The following is a 14,269-nucleotide window of genomic DNA, read 5'->3' as shown; positions in this document are numbered from 1 at the left end:
ATCCCCTCAGCGTGGTCGTTTCCGGTTGAAATGGTGAGTGGGCGGCTGTCATTGTGGATGCTGTTCCCAACACTTGGGAACGTTCCCAATTCTGATGGATTTCTGATGTCTTCTGAATCAACTACCGTTCAACTCCGTGCCCGAGAGCACGGTCCGGCCTCCGGCCCGGGGCGGGGGGCGGCGCGAGGCGAGGCGCGGAGGCCGCAAGATGCCGGACCTGCGGCAGTCCGCGGCAGGCGCCGCCAGCTGTGGCCGGTCCTGTGCCTGGTGCCTGCGCTGGCCTTCGTTCTCGCCTTCGACTACTGGCCGTTGTTGCGCACCATCTACATGTCTACCCAGGGCACCAACATCTTCGGTCAGGCCACCGGCTTTGTGGGCCTGAAAAACTACGCGGTGATGTTCGCGTCCGCGGATTTCCAGCACACGCTCTGGGTGACGCTGGTATTCACCGTTGCATCGGTGGCTGCCAAGCTTGTCATCGGGCTGGCGATCGCGCTTCCCCTGGCGCAGCGATTGCGCGGCACCGGGATCCTCAGGGCTGCGGTGCTGGTGCCCATGGCCGTCTCGGTGGCAGTAGCGGGACTCATCTTCAAAGCGATTTACCAGCCGCAGCTCGGGGCTGGAGACCGGGTCGCGTCCTTTCTTGGCGGCGCGGAAGTCGGCTGGCTGACCAGTCCGGACATGGCCATGGTGTCCGTGGTCGCCCTGGATGCGTGGACCGGCATCGGATTCACGGTGCTGCTGCTGCTGGCCGCGCTGGATGGCGTGCCTGAGGACGTGCTGGAGGCGGCAAGCCTGGACGGGGCCGGTCCGGTCCGCAAGGCCTGCCACATCACGCTTCCACTGATCAGCCCCACGCTTTTCTTCATTGTGGTGACCCAGTCCATCAGCGGGCTGCGCGAGTTCACTGCCATCCAGATCCTCACGGGCGGCGGGCCCGCCAACGCCACGCACACACTCGTGATCGACATCTACCGCACTGCCTTTGGCGGCGGAACGGCCGACTATGGTGCCTCCTCGGCGCGCGGCGTCGTGCTGCTGCTGATCATCCTGGCGATTTCGATCGTTCAGTTCCGTGTCCTGGAGAAGAAGGTCAATTACTCATGAAGACGGCACCCTTCAAGGCGGCGCCCCGGATTGCGCTGTACACGTATGTCGTCATCATCGCGATCCTCGTGGTGTTCCCGGTGGCCTACGCCGCTGCCGGCGCCTTCCATACTGTCCCTGCCGCCGGTAACGCAGGCCAAGGGAAATGGGGTCTGGAAAACTTCGCCACGGCACTTGATCGTGCACCGCTGCTGAAACAGGGCCTCAACTCGGCACTGGTGACGCTGGCCCAGACAGGCCTTCAGCTCCTGACAGCCATGCTTGCGGCCTACGCCCTGGTCTTCGGCCAGCTGAAGCGCCCCGGGCTGTGGTTCGGCATCTTCCTGGTGACCCTCATGATTCCGGGAGAGACGAATGTGGTCGCCAACTACCTGACCATCCGCTCCGCCGGCCTGTTCGATACCCTCGTGGCGGTATTCCTGCCGTTCGGTGCCTCCGGCTACGCGATTTTCCTGCTGCGCCAGGCGTTCCTCAATTTCCCCAAGGAGATCCACGAAGCCGCCGTCCTGGACGGATGCTCGCCCCTCGGGTTCCTGTTCCGCTTTCTGCTCCCGCTGTGCCGGCCGGCCATCATGACGGTCGCCCTGACCAGTGCGATCGCGGCTTGGAACGGATATATGTGGCCGCTGATCGTCACCGAATCACCGGAGGTCCGAACCATCCAGGTCGGAGTGTCCAGCCTCGCCGATGAAGCCAGCGTTGACGTCGGATCCGTCCTGGCCGGCCTCATGCTCGTTTCAATTCCAACAATTCTTCTCGTCATTTTCGGACAAAAATTCCTCGCAAAAGGACTTACCCAAGGAGCAGGTCGATGAACTTCAAAACCAGGCACAACCAGCCCAGACGCCGGGCAGCCGCGGCCGCGGTGCTCGCCGCAGTAGCCCTCGCCGTGGCCGGCTGCGGCACGGGGAGTGGACCCGGTGCCGGGACCCCCGCCGCGTCCGCCCCCGCAGCCAGCGACGGACCCGTCGAAATCAGCTTCTGGCATTCGGCGTCAGGTGCCGCTGCCAAGGTGGTCGACGACCTCGTGGCGAAGTACAACGCCGGAAACGACGACGGCGTCACCGTCAAGGCGGTCTACCAGGGCAGCTACGAGGACGCCATCTCCAAGTTCACCAACGCCGTGACCTCGGGAGGAACGCCGGACCTCATGCAGGCCAGCGACGTCAACACCATGTTCATGGTGGATTCGGGCCTCGTCACGCCGGCACAGGATGCCATCGCCGCCTACCAGGTGCCTTACGCGGCGGACAAGCTGTCTCCGGCCGTGAAAAACTACTACACGATCGACGGCAAGCTGTGGTCCGTTCCCTTCCAGGTCTCCCAGCCCATGGTGTACTTCAACCCGGAGCTCATCAAGAAGGCCGGGCTTGATACCAACCGGCTGCCTGCCACCACGGCCGAGCTGTTCAGCTGGGCGCAGACCATCAAGGACAAGACCGGGGTATCGGGACTGACGTTCCACCTCAACCCCTGGTGGAACGAACAGTTTGCCGCCAGTGCCGGCGTCGAATACTGCACCCCGGAGAACGGCACCAAGAGCTCAAAGGTGGATGCCATCCGCTACACCGAGCCCAGCCAGCTGGGCGTGTGGAACAAGATCCAGGAACTCTACGGCTCGAAGGCCATCTTCAATGTGGGCAAGGACGGCACTGCAGCGCAGAACGCCTTCACGGGCGGCAGCGCTGCCATGCTGCTGGCATCATCGGGCACCCTGGGCAACGTGGCCAAGGCCAAGGGGGCCGACATTATTACGGCGCCGTTCCCGGTGGATGATGCCGGCAAGGGCGGCAGCGTTCCCGGCGGCAACTCGCTGTGGATCGTAGGCAAGGACAAGAGCGGGGCCAAACAGCGGGCCGCTGCCCGGTTTGCGGCGTTCCTTGCATCCCCGGAAAGCCAGGTGGCCAGCTTCCAGGGATCCGGCTTCCTGCCCGCGTCCACGGATGCCCAGGCGTCAGCGGCGAGCTCGGCAACCCCGGCACAGCAGGTGCTCCTTGACCAGGTGGCCGGCACCAAGTCCAACACGGTCACCGCGGGATGCCACAGCGGCGCCTTGAACAGCACCCGGCTGGAACTGCAGCCGGTGCTCGAACAGATTGCGGCCGGCGCACCGGCCGAGGCCGCCTTCAATCAGGCTGAAACCAAGGCGAAGGAAGCCATCGAGTCCTACAACATGCGGGCCGGAAAATGACGGCCGCAACGGCAGGAGCCGTGGAGGTGCCGGAGATGGTGGAGGAATTCGCGGACCCCTACCGGTATGGCGTTTTTCTTCGGCCGTCGGCCGAGCTGGGCAGTGCGGCCCTTGCCGCGTACGACGTCGTCACCCGCCAGTTCGGCTTCACGGCAGCGGCCGCCTACCCGCCTCATATGACGCTCGTGGGCAATTTCGCCGTCGATCCCGCACACGGCGAAGACGGCCTCGTGGCCGTGCTGAACGGCGTTCTGGAGGGGGCCCCGGCCCTGGCCATCCACAACTCCGGGCTGGGCCTGCAGTTCGGAACCTCCATCGGCTACCAGGTGGACGGCGACGGGCACGGGGGTATCAACACCGGGCTCCATGCCCTGGTCGGACGGCTCTTCGACGGCATTTCGCGCGTCCGCGTCTTCCCGGCGTCGGACCGGCGCATGGCGCAGCGGAGGCTGGAAGGCGGACACACGTTCCAGGGACACGTGACGGTCCTGGGGCACGACGGGTCCCGCAACCCGGAACTGGTCCGGGAAGTGCTGGACTACCTGGCCCCGCTCGGGCTCGACGGGCCCGCGAGCTACCGCGGGGACACCGTGACCCTGTACCGGTTCAACTCGGACAACTGGTCGGGAGACTATTGGGAGACCATGGACTGGGAAGTCATCCGCAGCTGGGCACTCAGCTGACGGCTGTGCCCGCTGTGGCTCCGGCATGGAAGCTCAGCGGGGCCAGCCTGGTTTCCGGGGCCGCAGCCGGATCCGCGAAGCGCCGGGTCAGCGCGGCCCAGGTGAGGCGGGCAATCCCACGGACATCCGTCACATAGCCCGTGAGATCCCACCGCAGCGGCACAACGGATTCATTCATGTCCAGTGCCAGGACGGTCAGCGCGGCTGGAACTGCCAGTCCGCTCGACTCGGCTGCCGCCACAGCCGCCAGCGCCGCCTCCTGGCTCAGGGCAACGACGGCCGTCGCGGCGCCCGGTCCGCACAACCGGGGGATGGCTTCGGACGCGGCCTGCAGACTGGGTCCGAAGTCATAGCCGGTCTCCACCAGATCCGTCCGGATTCCTGCCGCCGCAGCAGCATCGAGAAAAGCCGTGCGCCTGGGCAGCGCGGAGTAGCTTGACGTTGAGTCGAAGAGCAGGATCCGCCGGTGGCCTGTGGCGGACAGCAGGCGGACAGCCTCCAGTGCGGTGCGTTCCGCATCAAAACGGACGACGTCCGCCCCGGTGCCGGGCGCATCGCGCCCGATCGCGACGGACGGCAGCCGGGCGGCAACGGCGGCGATCGCTTCGTTGGGCAGGGTTCCGCTGCCGATGACCAGGCCCCCGACCCTGAGCTCCAGCAGGGTTTCCAGCGCGCGCTGTTCGCTGGCTTCGTCCAGGTTTCCGGTGACGGCCACCATGCGGTAGTCGTCCAGATTCGCGGCGGACTGGAGCTCGGACATGAGCTGTGCGTAGAACGGCGAGGTGGATCGCCGCAGCAGCACACCCACGGTGCGCGTCCGTCCCGAGACAAGCGTCTGCGCGGCAACATTGACCCGGTACCCCAGTTCGTGGGCCGAGACCAGAACCTGGGCCCGGGCAGCCGGGCTCGCCGCGCCGTTGCCGCTGAGCACACGGGAGACGACGGATTTTGAGACACCTGCATGGCGGGCCACATCAATGATGGTCGGCAATCGATTCTCAGGCATGACTACTTGTTAGCACGAAAACGACAGGAGAACGTAAATGGATCAATGGGTATTGTTCGATGTCGGAGGCGTACTGATAGACGCCCCGCTGGATTTTGACGAGTTCGCCACAATCCTGGACACGGCGGATGATGGCGCACTCCGGACAGCATTCGAACGGAACCGGGCCGCCTACGACGCCGGCGGCAGTGCCAGCGAATTCTGGGGGGCCGTTGCCGCCGATCTCCGTCCGGGACCCGTTCCGACGGAGACGGTGCTGCGGCTGGTGGCAGCCGAGTGCCGGAGATGGGTAGCCCCGTCCGAAGCTGTCACGAGGCTGGTCCACGGGCTCCGCTCGGCCGGGTACCGGCTGGCGATCCTTTCCAACGCACCCGTTGAGCTGGCGGCGGCCATGAGGGCATCCACGCTGGGCGCGGAATTTGACGTGCTGCTGTTCTCCAGCGAGATCGGAGCCTCCAAACCCGCTGCGGAGTCGTACCTGGCAGCCCTGGCGGCGCTGCAGTCCGCGCCGGAGCGCATCGTCTTCTTCGACGACCGCCCCGAGAACGTGGAATCGGCCCTCCGGCTTGGACTAAGGGCAACGCTTTGGCCGGGCGCCGACGTGGCCGCGCTGGCCCTTTAGGAAATACCGCCGCGTGACCGACGGGCAAATTTCCCGGTCCCGGCCGGAGCCGCCACCGGCCGCCCTGGTGTGCCGGTCAGCGGGGCCCGATCTGGTCCAGCGTGTAGCCATCCGGGTAGACCGATGTCCCGGTCTTCCCCGGCACGAACGAAGGCTGTGTCGGGAGCGGGCGCATGGACGCTCGAACAGCCCGGAACCGCAGCACGGCGTTGAAGACGAGCCGCAGCCAGGCCGGCGACGGTTTGAGCCCGAGGGCCGCTGCCACGCGGGGCTTGTCCATCATGAGGGCAAGAACTACCGGGGTCAGCGGGCGCAGGAACCGGTGCAGGCGCACCTTCAGTGCCTCCACGGTCGCGCCAAGCAGCGAGCTGCCCTCCGGGCTGGGCCCGAGCCACCGTTCCTCGTAGTCGTCCAGGAAGCGGCCCGCGGCCGCAAGGGTCGGCGGGGCCGGGTCAAGACCCATCCGGCGGCCAAGCTCGGCGTAGAACGCCACGGCGGCTTCCTCCTCAAGGGCGGTCAGCTTCCGCCAGCCGTGCTGGTCGACCCAGCGCAGCGGCAGGACAAGCAGTGTCATGAGCACGTAGAGGAAGTCCTCGCTGCTGCCCGGAACTCCCTGGTGCACCCGGCGCAGGAGGGCGGTCATGGCCTGGCCGCGGTCGCTGTCGAACCCGTTGGCGATGATCTCGTGGATGACGATGCCGGTGTCGTAGGAGCGCTTCATGGGGCGCTCCCGCATTTCGCCGCGGTCGGCAAGGGTCCGGGCGATCGAGGGGATGGCGAAGTTCCGGTAGTAAGAGACGAAGAAGCCCGCGTGGATCTCCTTCTGGAAGTCATACAGGACCATGGTCCGGTAGATCGCGTAGGGGTCCGCACCCGCCGGCAGGCTCTTCCGGGTCGGATGGGCCAGGCCTGAAAGGATCCGGCCGCCGAGGCCCGGGTTCACGATGTCCGCTCCAGATTGAGATCCGACTCGACGGTGAGCAGGTAGGCCCGGTCGCCGTCGGTCAGCGCGGACCGCGCCGCGCCGGCGGCCAGCTCGGCGTCCCAGATTTCCACGATCATGCGGTGCAGGCGCTCCTGCGGGCGCGCGGCGGCGTCGGTCTCGAGCAGCCTCGCCATGTCAGCATTCTTCAGGGCCTTGACCCGGATGGGTTCAATCTTCGCGATGGTCCGCAGCATGCGGAGCGAAGCAAGCCTGCGGGCGGCGCGTCCGGCTACGGCGGGGATGGTCAGGCCCACACCGACAAGCACGATGGCGAACATCTCCAGCATTTGGAACGGGGCATTCGCTGCCCCGTGGAGTGGTGTCAGCTGCGGGAACGCATGGCTGAGGATGCCCAGGGCCATAAGCACCATCGTCACGACGCTGATAACGGAGCCCAGACCGACCATGGAGAATCCGATCCGGAAGGACTGCCTCATCCGGGGTACGAACCGGCAGCATGCCCAGGCGATCTCGCCGCAGGACCACCCGATGAAGGCGATCATCATCAGCGAGAAGGGCGCGGCAAACGGGAACCGGTGGTATTCGCCCCAGGTCGCTGTCGACGGCATGGGCCCGGTGAGGAAGAAGAAGGCAGCCTGGAGTACCAGCGTGACGGCCACCGGCAGGCAGCGGATCCACGCAGCCCGCTTGTCGGCTTCCGGGGAGATCGCGTTGACGACGGCGGTGCGCAGGAACCAGAGGCCGACGATCATGAAGGTGTTCACGGCCAGCTTGGCCAGGTTTGTCCCGCCCAGCAGGGCATCCGTGAAGAGATACACGCCGGGGTTGCCTAACAGGGATGATGAACCGGCGAACATCGCGGCAAGGAACACCGGGTCCTTGCCGTTTCGGGCTACGGCCGGGACGCGGGCAAGGGCAAGCAGGAACAGGGCCCCCGCCATGAGGAAGTGCATCATCCGAATACCGCCCCGAACTTTCCGGGCTGTCCGTCAGGACGCTCAAGAGACCGGCGGATCCGGGAGGCGAGGCAGTCCGCGAGGAGTTCTGCGGTCACCTCGAACTCGTCCTGGAAGTCAGTGCGCTTCAGGGCCGTGATGACCCGCCCCGGGTCCAGATCCGGGAAGAATACCTTGGCGTAGTCATGACTCACGACCTCCTGCTCATGGCGGAGGATCATGTGGGCGAATTCGTGGAGGATGATCTGCTGGCGGTGCACCTCGGACGCGGCCGGCGCGTGAAAGATGAGATCCATGCTGTCGAGGCCGAACCACAGACCGCAGACCTTGTCTGTCGGAGTGCTGTCCATGGGCTTGATGACGATTTTGCGTCCGCTGGCCGTCTCGAGATGGGACTGGACGGACCGCAGGGACACGGGTTCCAGCAGATTCAGCTGCTCTTCTGCAGCCCGGGCCCGTTCTCGGGCGGCACGGTAGTACATATGGCGGGAATCCTCGGCTCTTTTACTTTAAGTGAGCGTGGAGCCGCCACCATCCACGGTTTGAGCGTAGCAGAGCGGCGGGGGCGTCGGCGGTCAAATGACCTGCTCAGACTCCGGTTCCATGAGTGCCGGCCAGGTGTTCGTCGATGAGGTCCCGGATCTGCAGGAGCGTCTCGGCCGACAGCCCGTCCAGCTGGCGGGCGGCGAAATTGCGGACTTTGTTTGCTTTCATCGTGGCCAGGAGCTCCAGCTGGGCCTCAACCTTCGGCGGGAGGTCCTCCTGGCCCTCCACCAGGTAGCCGCGGTTCACGCCGAAGAAGCCAGCAAGGTTCCGGAGGAGCTCAGTTTTCTTCACCTCGGGTCCGGAGCCGGCGCGCATGTAGTGCCACCGGGCGCGGGAGATGGGAGTTCCGGCCCTGTCCATGGCCTCGCGGACGTCGTTGAAGGTGATTTTCCGGCCTTCGGCCTCCGCGGAGTCCAGCAGGAGGTTCAGCTTCCGGGCCAGAGCCGCACCTGGCCGGGAGTCGCCCGAGGGAACATTTGTCATGCCTGTTCCTTTCGGTGTCGATGGTGGACGACTTGTGACTCTACCAGATTGGACATGTCCAATATCTATGCATACGCTCAGGATTCGGGAATTAGACACGTCTAATCACCGGTCCGTTGCAGTGAATGCTGGCTCCTGCCACCATCTCCGCTGGGCGGGGGGTCCGGCAGGCGGGACCCGTGGCGCGTCGTCACCCGAAGACACCGTAGTCCGGCCGGATCATTGGGGGCCGGCCGGACCACGGTTTTCCACGGAAAGCGCTGCGGTATCGCGGTGTAGCCGCCATCGCCTGGGCGGGCCGTCAGCCGTGCTGTTGAGCACCAGCCCGCGGCGGCGGCGTGGGGGAGATGCACATCACAGACGACACGCGTTGGGTCTTCCGGCTTTCCGGCTAGGGTTGATACCTGAAGAGCCCCGTTGCATCCCCCAATAGCAGCGGGGCTCTTCGCTGCCCGGAACGGTGGCGCCGGTTGGAATCCTGGGCACGCCAGCCTGAAGGTATCCGCCGGGCTGACAGGAGTTACGGCGCGTGACCTGGACCAGGCGGTGAAGCCAGGTACCGTTTCCCGCCGCGTGCTCACGGATCAGGGGCGCCCGTCGAGGCACCGTACTTCGACAGCACCGAAGCCCTCGGGCCGGTCAAGGCTGATTCAGGCGGGCTTTTCTATTCCGGCTTTTCTTTGGACAGCGCGATAATCCAGTCAGGGGTTTCATCGCCGATGAGCTTGTCCAGCGTCACGCGTGCCTTCGCGGCAGCGATCTGAACCTTTCGATCCTCAGGGCTGACCGATGCCGGACGCCGGGACGGTGCGATTGCGTCCGTCTCGGACTGAGAGGGCCTACGTCGGGTTACCGGGTGTGCCATGGCCATCGTCAACCTCCTACCTGCCTGTGTCGTCACTGGTGTCTCCCTCATTGTCGCTTGTTGCCTCGGCGGCGTCCACCCTCGTCAGGACCGCGTCGACGCGATCAGCGACGACAATCGTCCCGCCGGCTTCCGCCTGGCGCGCCCTGTCTGCCGCCTCAAGCGGGTCCTCCGTACCGATTTTCAGCAGAACACCATCTTCTGGTGTGGCCAGCTTGCTCTTGCCAAGGATGTTGATGGCTTGCTGGCCCAACTCTGCACGCGTGGGTTGGTCGGAGATGGATGCATCCAGCGCCCACTGCGCCCGCCGCCACCATTCGGCCCGGTTGTCCGCACGGCGCCTTTGCCACAAGGCGGCGAAAGCAATTGCGGCTGCAATCACGGCGGCGATCAACGGCGCGAATGCCGCCCATACCTGCCAGTCGGCAGCCGGGGCAGCATGCACGATGACGTCGAGGGGGCTCGGGGAAGGAGTTGGGTTCACCTGACCAGCTTAGGGTCGGGCGCGGACGGTATTGGGCGTTAGGCATCTGGCGTGGTGTGGCCGGAAAGCTCACGCTGAGCAGAAACCTCGCGTTCTCCTATGTGACAGAAAAAAACCCCTGGAATCCGTGGATTCCAGGGGTTTTCCCTTGTGCGCGGAGGGGGACTTGAACCCCCACCCCCTTTCGAGGACTAGCACCTCAAGCTAGCGCGTCTGCCATTCCGCCACCCGCGCAGGTGGTAATTCGGGGAAGCATTCCGCCTTTCAGCGTTTCGCTTTTCTCCGAAGCAGCGAGAAAGACTCTAACACGAAGTTTCGGGAAACATCCAATCGGGGCTTGTGGGTAGGCTGAAGCCAGCAATTGAGCCGCCTCACGAGGAGCGATACATGACCGACACCAGGCCCGAGGACGAAGTCGTCAGGATCTGCCAGGAACTCATCCGGATTGACACCTCCAACTACGGCGACGGAACCGGCCCGGGGGAGCGCGCTGCCGCCGAATACACCGCCGGGCTGATGGCGGAGGTCGGGCTGGACGCGGAAATCTTCGAATCCGCCCCGGGCCGGGCCAGCGTGGTGACCCGCCTCGCGGGGGAGGACCCCTCCGCCAGCGCCCTCGTGGTCCACGGGCACCTGGACGTCGTCCCGGCGCTGCGCGACCAGTGGTCGGTGGACCCCTTCGGCGCCGAACTGAAGGACGGCATGATCTGGGGCCGCGGCGCCGTGGACATGAAGGACATGGACGCCATGATCCTGTCCGTGCTGCGGAACTTCGCCCGCACCGGCCGCAAACCCAAGCGGGACCTGATCTTCGCGTTCTTCGCCGACGAGGAGGCCGGCGGCACCTACGGCGCCCGTTACGCCGTCGACAAGCGCCCCGACCTCTTTGAAGGCGCCACCGAGGCGATCTCCGAGGTCGGCGGGTTCTCCGCCACGATCGGCGGCCAGCGCACCTACCTGCTCCAGACCGCCGAAAAGGGCCTTTCCTGGCTGCGCCTGGTGGCGCACGGCCGGGCGGGCCACGGATCCCAGATCAACACGGACAACGCCGTGACCCGGCTTGCCGGTGCCGTCTCGCGGATCGGCGAATATAAGTGGCCGGTGGAGCTCACCCCCACCACGCGGCAGTTCCTCGACGGCGTGACGGAACTCACCGGCGTGGAATTCGATCCGGACGATCCTGACAAGATCCTCAAGGAGCTCGGCACGGTGGCCCGCTTCGTCGGCGCGACCCTGCAGAACACCACCAACCCCACCCTGCTCAAGGGCGGCTACAAGCACAACGTGATCCCCGAATCGGCCGAGGCCCTCATCGACTGCCGGACGCTGCCCGGGCAGGAGCAGCACGTCCTGGAGACCGTCCGCGAACTCGCCGGCACCGGCATCGACATCAGCTACGTCCACAACGACGTCTCCCTCGAGGTGCCGTTCGCCGGCAACCTCGTCGATTCCATGATCGACGCCCTGCACGCCGAGGATCCGGGCGCGAAGGTCCTGCCGTACACGCTCTCCGGCGGCACCGACAACAAGTCGCTGAGCCGGCTCGGCATCACCGGCTACGGTTTCGCGCCGCTGCAGCTCCCGGACGAACTGGACTTCACCGGCATGTTCCACGGCGTCGACGAACGCGTGCCGGTCGATTCGCTGAAATTCGGGGCCCGCGTGCTGGACACCCTGCTCAGCAACTACTGATCCCCCCGATTATGACACCTGTTGAAATCCTCCCCGAGCCCCTGCTGGAACGGATCCGCGGCCGCGCCGCCGGCTACGACCGCGACAACGCGTTCTTCCACGAGGACCTGGCGGAACTGGCCGCGGCGGGGTACCTGAAGATCTTCGTTCCGGCGTCCGACGGCGGCCTCGGGCTCGGGCTCGCGGCGGCGGCTGCGCTCCAGCGGCGGCTGGCGACGGCGGCCCCGGCCACCGCCCTGGCGATCAACATGCACCTGGTCTGGACCGGCGTCGCCCATGTCCTCGCCGCCCGCGGTGACAGCTCGCTGGATTTCGTCCTGCAGGACGCCGCGGCGGGGGAGATTTTTGCCTTCGGAAATTCGGAGGCCGGGAACGACTCCGTGCTGTTCGATTCCCGTACCGAGGCCGTCCCGCAGCCCGGCGGCGGGTACAGCTTCGCGGGCCGCAAGATCTTCACCAGCCTGTCCCCGGCGTGGACGCGGCTGGGGATCTTCGGCAAGGACGCCTCGGCCCGGGACGGCGAGGGGGAACTGGTCCACGGGTTCATCACCAGGGACACGCCCGGCTACGAGATCCTGCCGGACTGGGACACCCTCGGCATGCGCGCCAGCCAGTCGAACACCACGGTCCTCGACGGCGCCGTCGTTCCGGCTGACCGGATCTTCCGCAAACTGCCGGTGGGCCCGAACGCGGACCCGCTGATCTTCGCGATCTTCGCCTGTTTCGAGACGCTGCTGGCGGCGGTGTACACCGGCATCGGTGAACGGGCGTTCGCGCTGGGGGTCGAGGCGGTCAAGCGCCGGACCTCGTTCAGGAACGGCGGCCGCAGCTACGCGCAGGACCCCGATATCCGCTGGAAGGTGGCGGAGGCCGCGATGGCCCTGGACGCGCTCTACCCGCAGCTCGCCGGTGTCGCCGCGGACGTGGACGCCCTGGCCGACCACGGCGCCCAGTGGTTCCCCAAACTGGTGGGCCTCAAGGTCCGGGCGACGGAGACCGCGCGGACCGTGGTGGACCTGGCGATCCGGGTGTCCGGGGGCTCAAGCTACTTCCGCGGCTCCGAGCTGGAGCGGCTGTACCGCGACGTGCTGGCGGGCATGTTCCACCCCTCCGATGACGAGTCGGCGCACAACACGGTGGCCTACGCCTGGCTCGGGCCGCTGGAGACGCCCTGACCCGGGGGCCGCAGGCGGCCTACACGGTCCGCTGCACCTGGATGACCTTCCGGCGCAGCCAGAAACGCCGTCCGCCGCCCAGATAGAGGACGCTGCGCTCGAGTTCCCACTTGCCGTACTCGGAATGCTCCGCCAGCCGGCGGCGGGCGTCAGGCAGTGAATCCTCAGGACTGACGGTCAGCACGAGGTATTCGTACTGCTTCACATAGTCCCGCTCCCGCCGGACCGAACTGCTCAGAAAATGTTCCTTCATTGCTCTCCATTTTCGTCTTTTTCCGGCTAACGTGAAGTCATGAGCATCGATCCGCGTGTCGCGCTTGAATCCCTGACTGCCGCCTTGCAGGAGCACCTGGCCACCGCCGCCGCACGCCGTGGCGATGGGGATCCCGCGGTCGAAGCGGCCTTTTTCGCCGTTGCTGACGCCTTCGAAGTCTATGACGACTCCCTCTACGAAGCCTACGGTGAAGTGACGCCGCTGGAAGTGATCGACGACGACGGCGAGGACGACGAGGAAGAAGACGTCGACGACGAGGAAGACCTCGAAATCCTGCAGGACCAGGACTGATCCCTCAGGCCGGGTCGGAGACGTCTTCCAGCGCCTGGGCGATCTCCGGGGGGAGCGGTGCCAGCGTTGAATCCAGGATTTCCTTGAGCTGCACCGGCGTCCGTGCGCCCACGATCGCGGTGGCAACACCGTGCTGGGACAGCAGCCAGCTCAGCGAGACGTCCAGGGCAGTCCGGCCGAGCCCCTTCGCGGCCATCGCCACGGCTTCCACCACGCCGGAGGCGTCGTCCTCCAGATAGGGCTGCACGTAGCCCGCGAGCCTGTCATTCGCGGCACGCGAGTCCGCGGGGATGTGGCCCCGGTACTTCCCGCTCAGGACGCCGCGGCCCATCGGACCCCAGGCCATCAGGCCCAGGCCGGCGTCCTCGATCGCCGGAATCAGCTCCGTTTCGGGGCTGCGGTGCAGCAATGAGTACTCCGACTGGTTCGCGACCAGCGGGAATCCCGCGACCGCCGCCGCCTTGGCCGTCTGCCAGCCGTTGAAGTTGGACACCCCCACGTAGCGTGCCCGGCCGGAGCGGACCGCGAATTCGAGCGCGGACAGGGTTTCCTCGAGCGGCACGTTGGGATCCCACGCCTGGGCAAACCAGAGATCCACGTAGTCGGTGCCCAGCCGGGCGAGGCTCGCGTCCAGCCCCGACAGCAGGCCGTTGCGGGAGGTATCGACGCTGCGGCGCCCGCCCGACGTCGAATATCCCGCCTTGGTGGAGAGGACGAGCTCGGAACGCGCGACGACATCGCCCAGCATCGCGCCGAGCATCGCCTCGGCCTGGCCCTCGGCGTAGGACGCCGCGGTATCGATCAGGGTCCCGCCGCCGTCCACGAAGGCACGGAGCAGCCCGGAGGCATCCTGCTCATCGGTCCCCCGCGACCAGGACATGGTGCCAAGGGCGAGGGCGGACACGCGCAACCCACTGTTGCCGACATAACGCTGCTGCATGCCAGCAA

17 protein-coding genes and 1 tRNA gene are annotated in these 14,269 nt (G+C 66.3%); 8 read left to right on the top strand and 10 right to left on the bottom strand.

Annotated features, from left to right (window positions below; all coding sequences use genetic code 11):
* Positions 1-267 precede the first annotated feature (267 nt).
* From ACQCSZ_RS08685 to ACQCSZ_RS08670, 4 genes are read left to right on the top strand one after another with little or no spacing between them, the layout of a single operon-like run.
* Complete coding sequence (locus tag ACQCSZ_RS08685) at positions 268-1,107, top strand: carbohydrate ABC transporter permease (protein WP_427007610.1); 840 nt, start codon at positions 268-270, stop codon at positions 1,105-1,107.
* Entirely contained in the window at positions 1,104-1,922 is an 819-nt protein-coding gene (locus ACQCSZ_RS08680) for a carbohydrate ABC transporter permease (RefSeq protein ID WP_427007609.1), read from the top strand. The genes ACQCSZ_RS08685 and ACQCSZ_RS08680 overlap by 4 nt, the downstream gene beginning before the upstream one ends.
* Complete coding sequence (locus ACQCSZ_RS08675; RefSeq protein ID WP_427007608.1) at positions 1,919-3,298, top strand: extracellular solute-binding protein; 1,380 nt, start codon at positions 1,919-1,921, stop codon at positions 3,296-3,298. Before ACQCSZ_RS08680 ends, ACQCSZ_RS08675 begins: the two co-directional genes overlap by 4 nt.
* Positions 3,295-3,981 (top strand): 2'-5' RNA ligase family protein, encoded by a 687-nt coding sequence (locus ACQCSZ_RS08670; RefSeq protein WP_427007607.1) that lies wholly within the window; start codon positions 3,295-3,297, stop codon positions 3,979-3,981. Before ACQCSZ_RS08675 ends, ACQCSZ_RS08670 begins: the two co-directional genes overlap by 4 nt.
* Here the strand turns inward: ACQCSZ_RS08670 and ACQCSZ_RS08665 are convergent.
* On the bottom strand, positions 3,974-4,987 hold the full coding sequence (locus ACQCSZ_RS08665) for a LacI family DNA-binding transcriptional regulator (RefSeq protein ID WP_427007606.1): 1,014 nt from the start codon (positions 4,985-4,987) through the stop codon (positions 3,974-3,976). The two genes, ACQCSZ_RS08670 and ACQCSZ_RS08665, sit on opposite strands and share 8 nt — an antisense overlap.
* A gap of 37 nt (positions 4,988-5,024) precedes the next feature.
* Between ACQCSZ_RS08665 and ACQCSZ_RS08660 the strand changes: the two genes are divergently transcribed.
* Positions 5,025-5,609, top strand: coding sequence for an HAD-IA family hydrolase (locus ACQCSZ_RS08660; RefSeq protein ID WP_427007605.1), 585 nt, complete (start codon positions 5,025-5,027; stop codon positions 5,607-5,609).
* Between the two features lie 76 nt (positions 5,610-5,685).
* On the opposite strand, the gene ACQCSZ_RS08655 is transcribed toward ACQCSZ_RS08660, so the two are convergent.
* The 7 genes from ACQCSZ_RS08655 to ACQCSZ_RS08625 all read right to left on the bottom strand — a co-directional run bounded on the left by ACQCSZ_RS08655 (position 5,686) and on the right by ACQCSZ_RS08625 (position 10,123).
* Positions 5,686-6,552 (bottom strand): oxygenase MpaB family protein, encoded by an 867-nt coding sequence (locus ACQCSZ_RS08655; protein WP_427007604.1) that lies wholly within the window; start codon positions 6,550-6,552, stop codon positions 5,686-5,688.
* Positions 6,549-7,511, bottom strand: coding sequence for a hypothetical protein (locus tag ACQCSZ_RS08650; RefSeq protein ID WP_427007603.1), 963 nt, complete (start codon positions 7,509-7,511; stop codon positions 6,549-6,551). Before ACQCSZ_RS08650 ends, ACQCSZ_RS08655 begins: the two co-directional genes overlap by 4 nt.
* Positions 7,508-7,993 carry a hypothetical protein gene (locus tag ACQCSZ_RS08645; RefSeq protein ID WP_427007602.1) on the bottom strand — a complete coding sequence of 162 codons (486 nt, stop codon included), beginning with the start codon at positions 7,991-7,993 and terminating at the stop codon, positions 7,508-7,510. Before ACQCSZ_RS08645 ends, ACQCSZ_RS08650 begins: the two co-directional genes overlap by 4 nt.
* Before the next feature lie 106 nt (positions 7,994-8,099).
* Positions 8,100-8,540: a hypothetical protein gene (locus ACQCSZ_RS08640; RefSeq protein WP_427007601.1), complete on the bottom strand. Its 441-nt coding sequence runs from the start codon at positions 8,538-8,540 to the stop codon at positions 8,100-8,102.
* Positions 8,541-9,204: 664 nt separating this feature from the next.
* The gene (locus tag ACQCSZ_RS08635; protein WP_427007600.1) at positions 9,205-9,411 is read right to left on the bottom strand and encodes a hypothetical protein; all 207 of its coding nucleotides are present in this window, start codon (positions 9,409-9,411) and stop codon (positions 9,205-9,207) included.
* Positions 9,412-9,421: 10 nt separating this feature from the next.
* Positions 9,422-9,889: a hypothetical protein gene (locus tag ACQCSZ_RS08630; RefSeq protein WP_427007599.1), complete on the bottom strand. Its 468-nt coding sequence runs from the start codon at positions 9,887-9,889 to the stop codon at positions 9,422-9,424.
* Between the two features lie 151 nt (positions 9,890-10,040).
* A tRNA-Leu gene (locus ACQCSZ_RS08625) sits at positions 10,041-10,123 on the bottom strand.
* Positions 10,124-10,276: 153 nt separating this feature from the next.
* Between ACQCSZ_RS08625 and ACQCSZ_RS08620 the strand changes: the two genes are divergently transcribed.
* Positions 10,277-11,581, top strand: a complete 1,305-nt coding sequence (locus ACQCSZ_RS08620) for a M20/M25/M40 family metallo-hydrolase (protein WP_427007598.1) — start codon at positions 10,277-10,279, stop codon at positions 11,579-11,581.
* An 11-nt stretch (positions 11,582-11,592) separates the two neighbouring features.
* Positions 11,593-12,756 carry an acyl-CoA dehydrogenase family protein gene (locus ACQCSZ_RS08615; protein WP_427007597.1) on the top strand — a complete coding sequence of 388 codons (1,164 nt, stop codon included), beginning with the start codon at positions 11,593-11,595 and terminating at the stop codon, positions 12,754-12,756.
* A 19-nt stretch (positions 12,757-12,775) separates the two neighbouring features.
* Here the strand turns inward: ACQCSZ_RS08615 and ACQCSZ_RS08610 are convergent, their stop codons facing one another.
* A complete protein-coding gene (locus ACQCSZ_RS08610; RefSeq protein WP_427007596.1) occupies positions 12,776-13,009 on the bottom strand; it encodes a DUF5703 family protein in 234 nt (77 codons plus the stop codon).
* A 39-nt stretch (positions 13,010-13,048) separates the two neighbouring features.
* On the opposite strand from ACQCSZ_RS08610, the gene ACQCSZ_RS08605 reads away from it, so the two are divergent.
* Positions 13,049-13,321, top strand: a complete 273-nt coding sequence (locus tag ACQCSZ_RS08605) for a hypothetical protein (RefSeq protein WP_211881084.1) — start codon at positions 13,049-13,051, stop codon at positions 13,319-13,321.
* A gap of 4 nt (positions 13,322-13,325) precedes the next feature.
* Here the strand turns inward: ACQCSZ_RS08605 and ACQCSZ_RS08600 are convergent, their stop codons facing one another.
* Positions 13,326-14,261 (bottom strand): aldo/keto reductase, encoded by a 936-nt coding sequence (locus ACQCSZ_RS08600; protein WP_427007595.1) that lies wholly within the window; start codon positions 14,259-14,261, stop codon positions 13,326-13,328.
* Positions 14,262-14,269 lie beyond the last annotated feature (8 nt).

The sequence above is a fragment of the Pseudarthrobacter sp. H2 genome (assembly GCF_050157045.1).
GTDB lineage: Bacteria > Actinomycetota > Actinomycetes > Actinomycetales > Micrococcaceae > Arthrobacter.
Note: the sequence above shows the minus strand (reverse complement) of the source record. Positions and strands in the feature narration are given on the sequence as shown.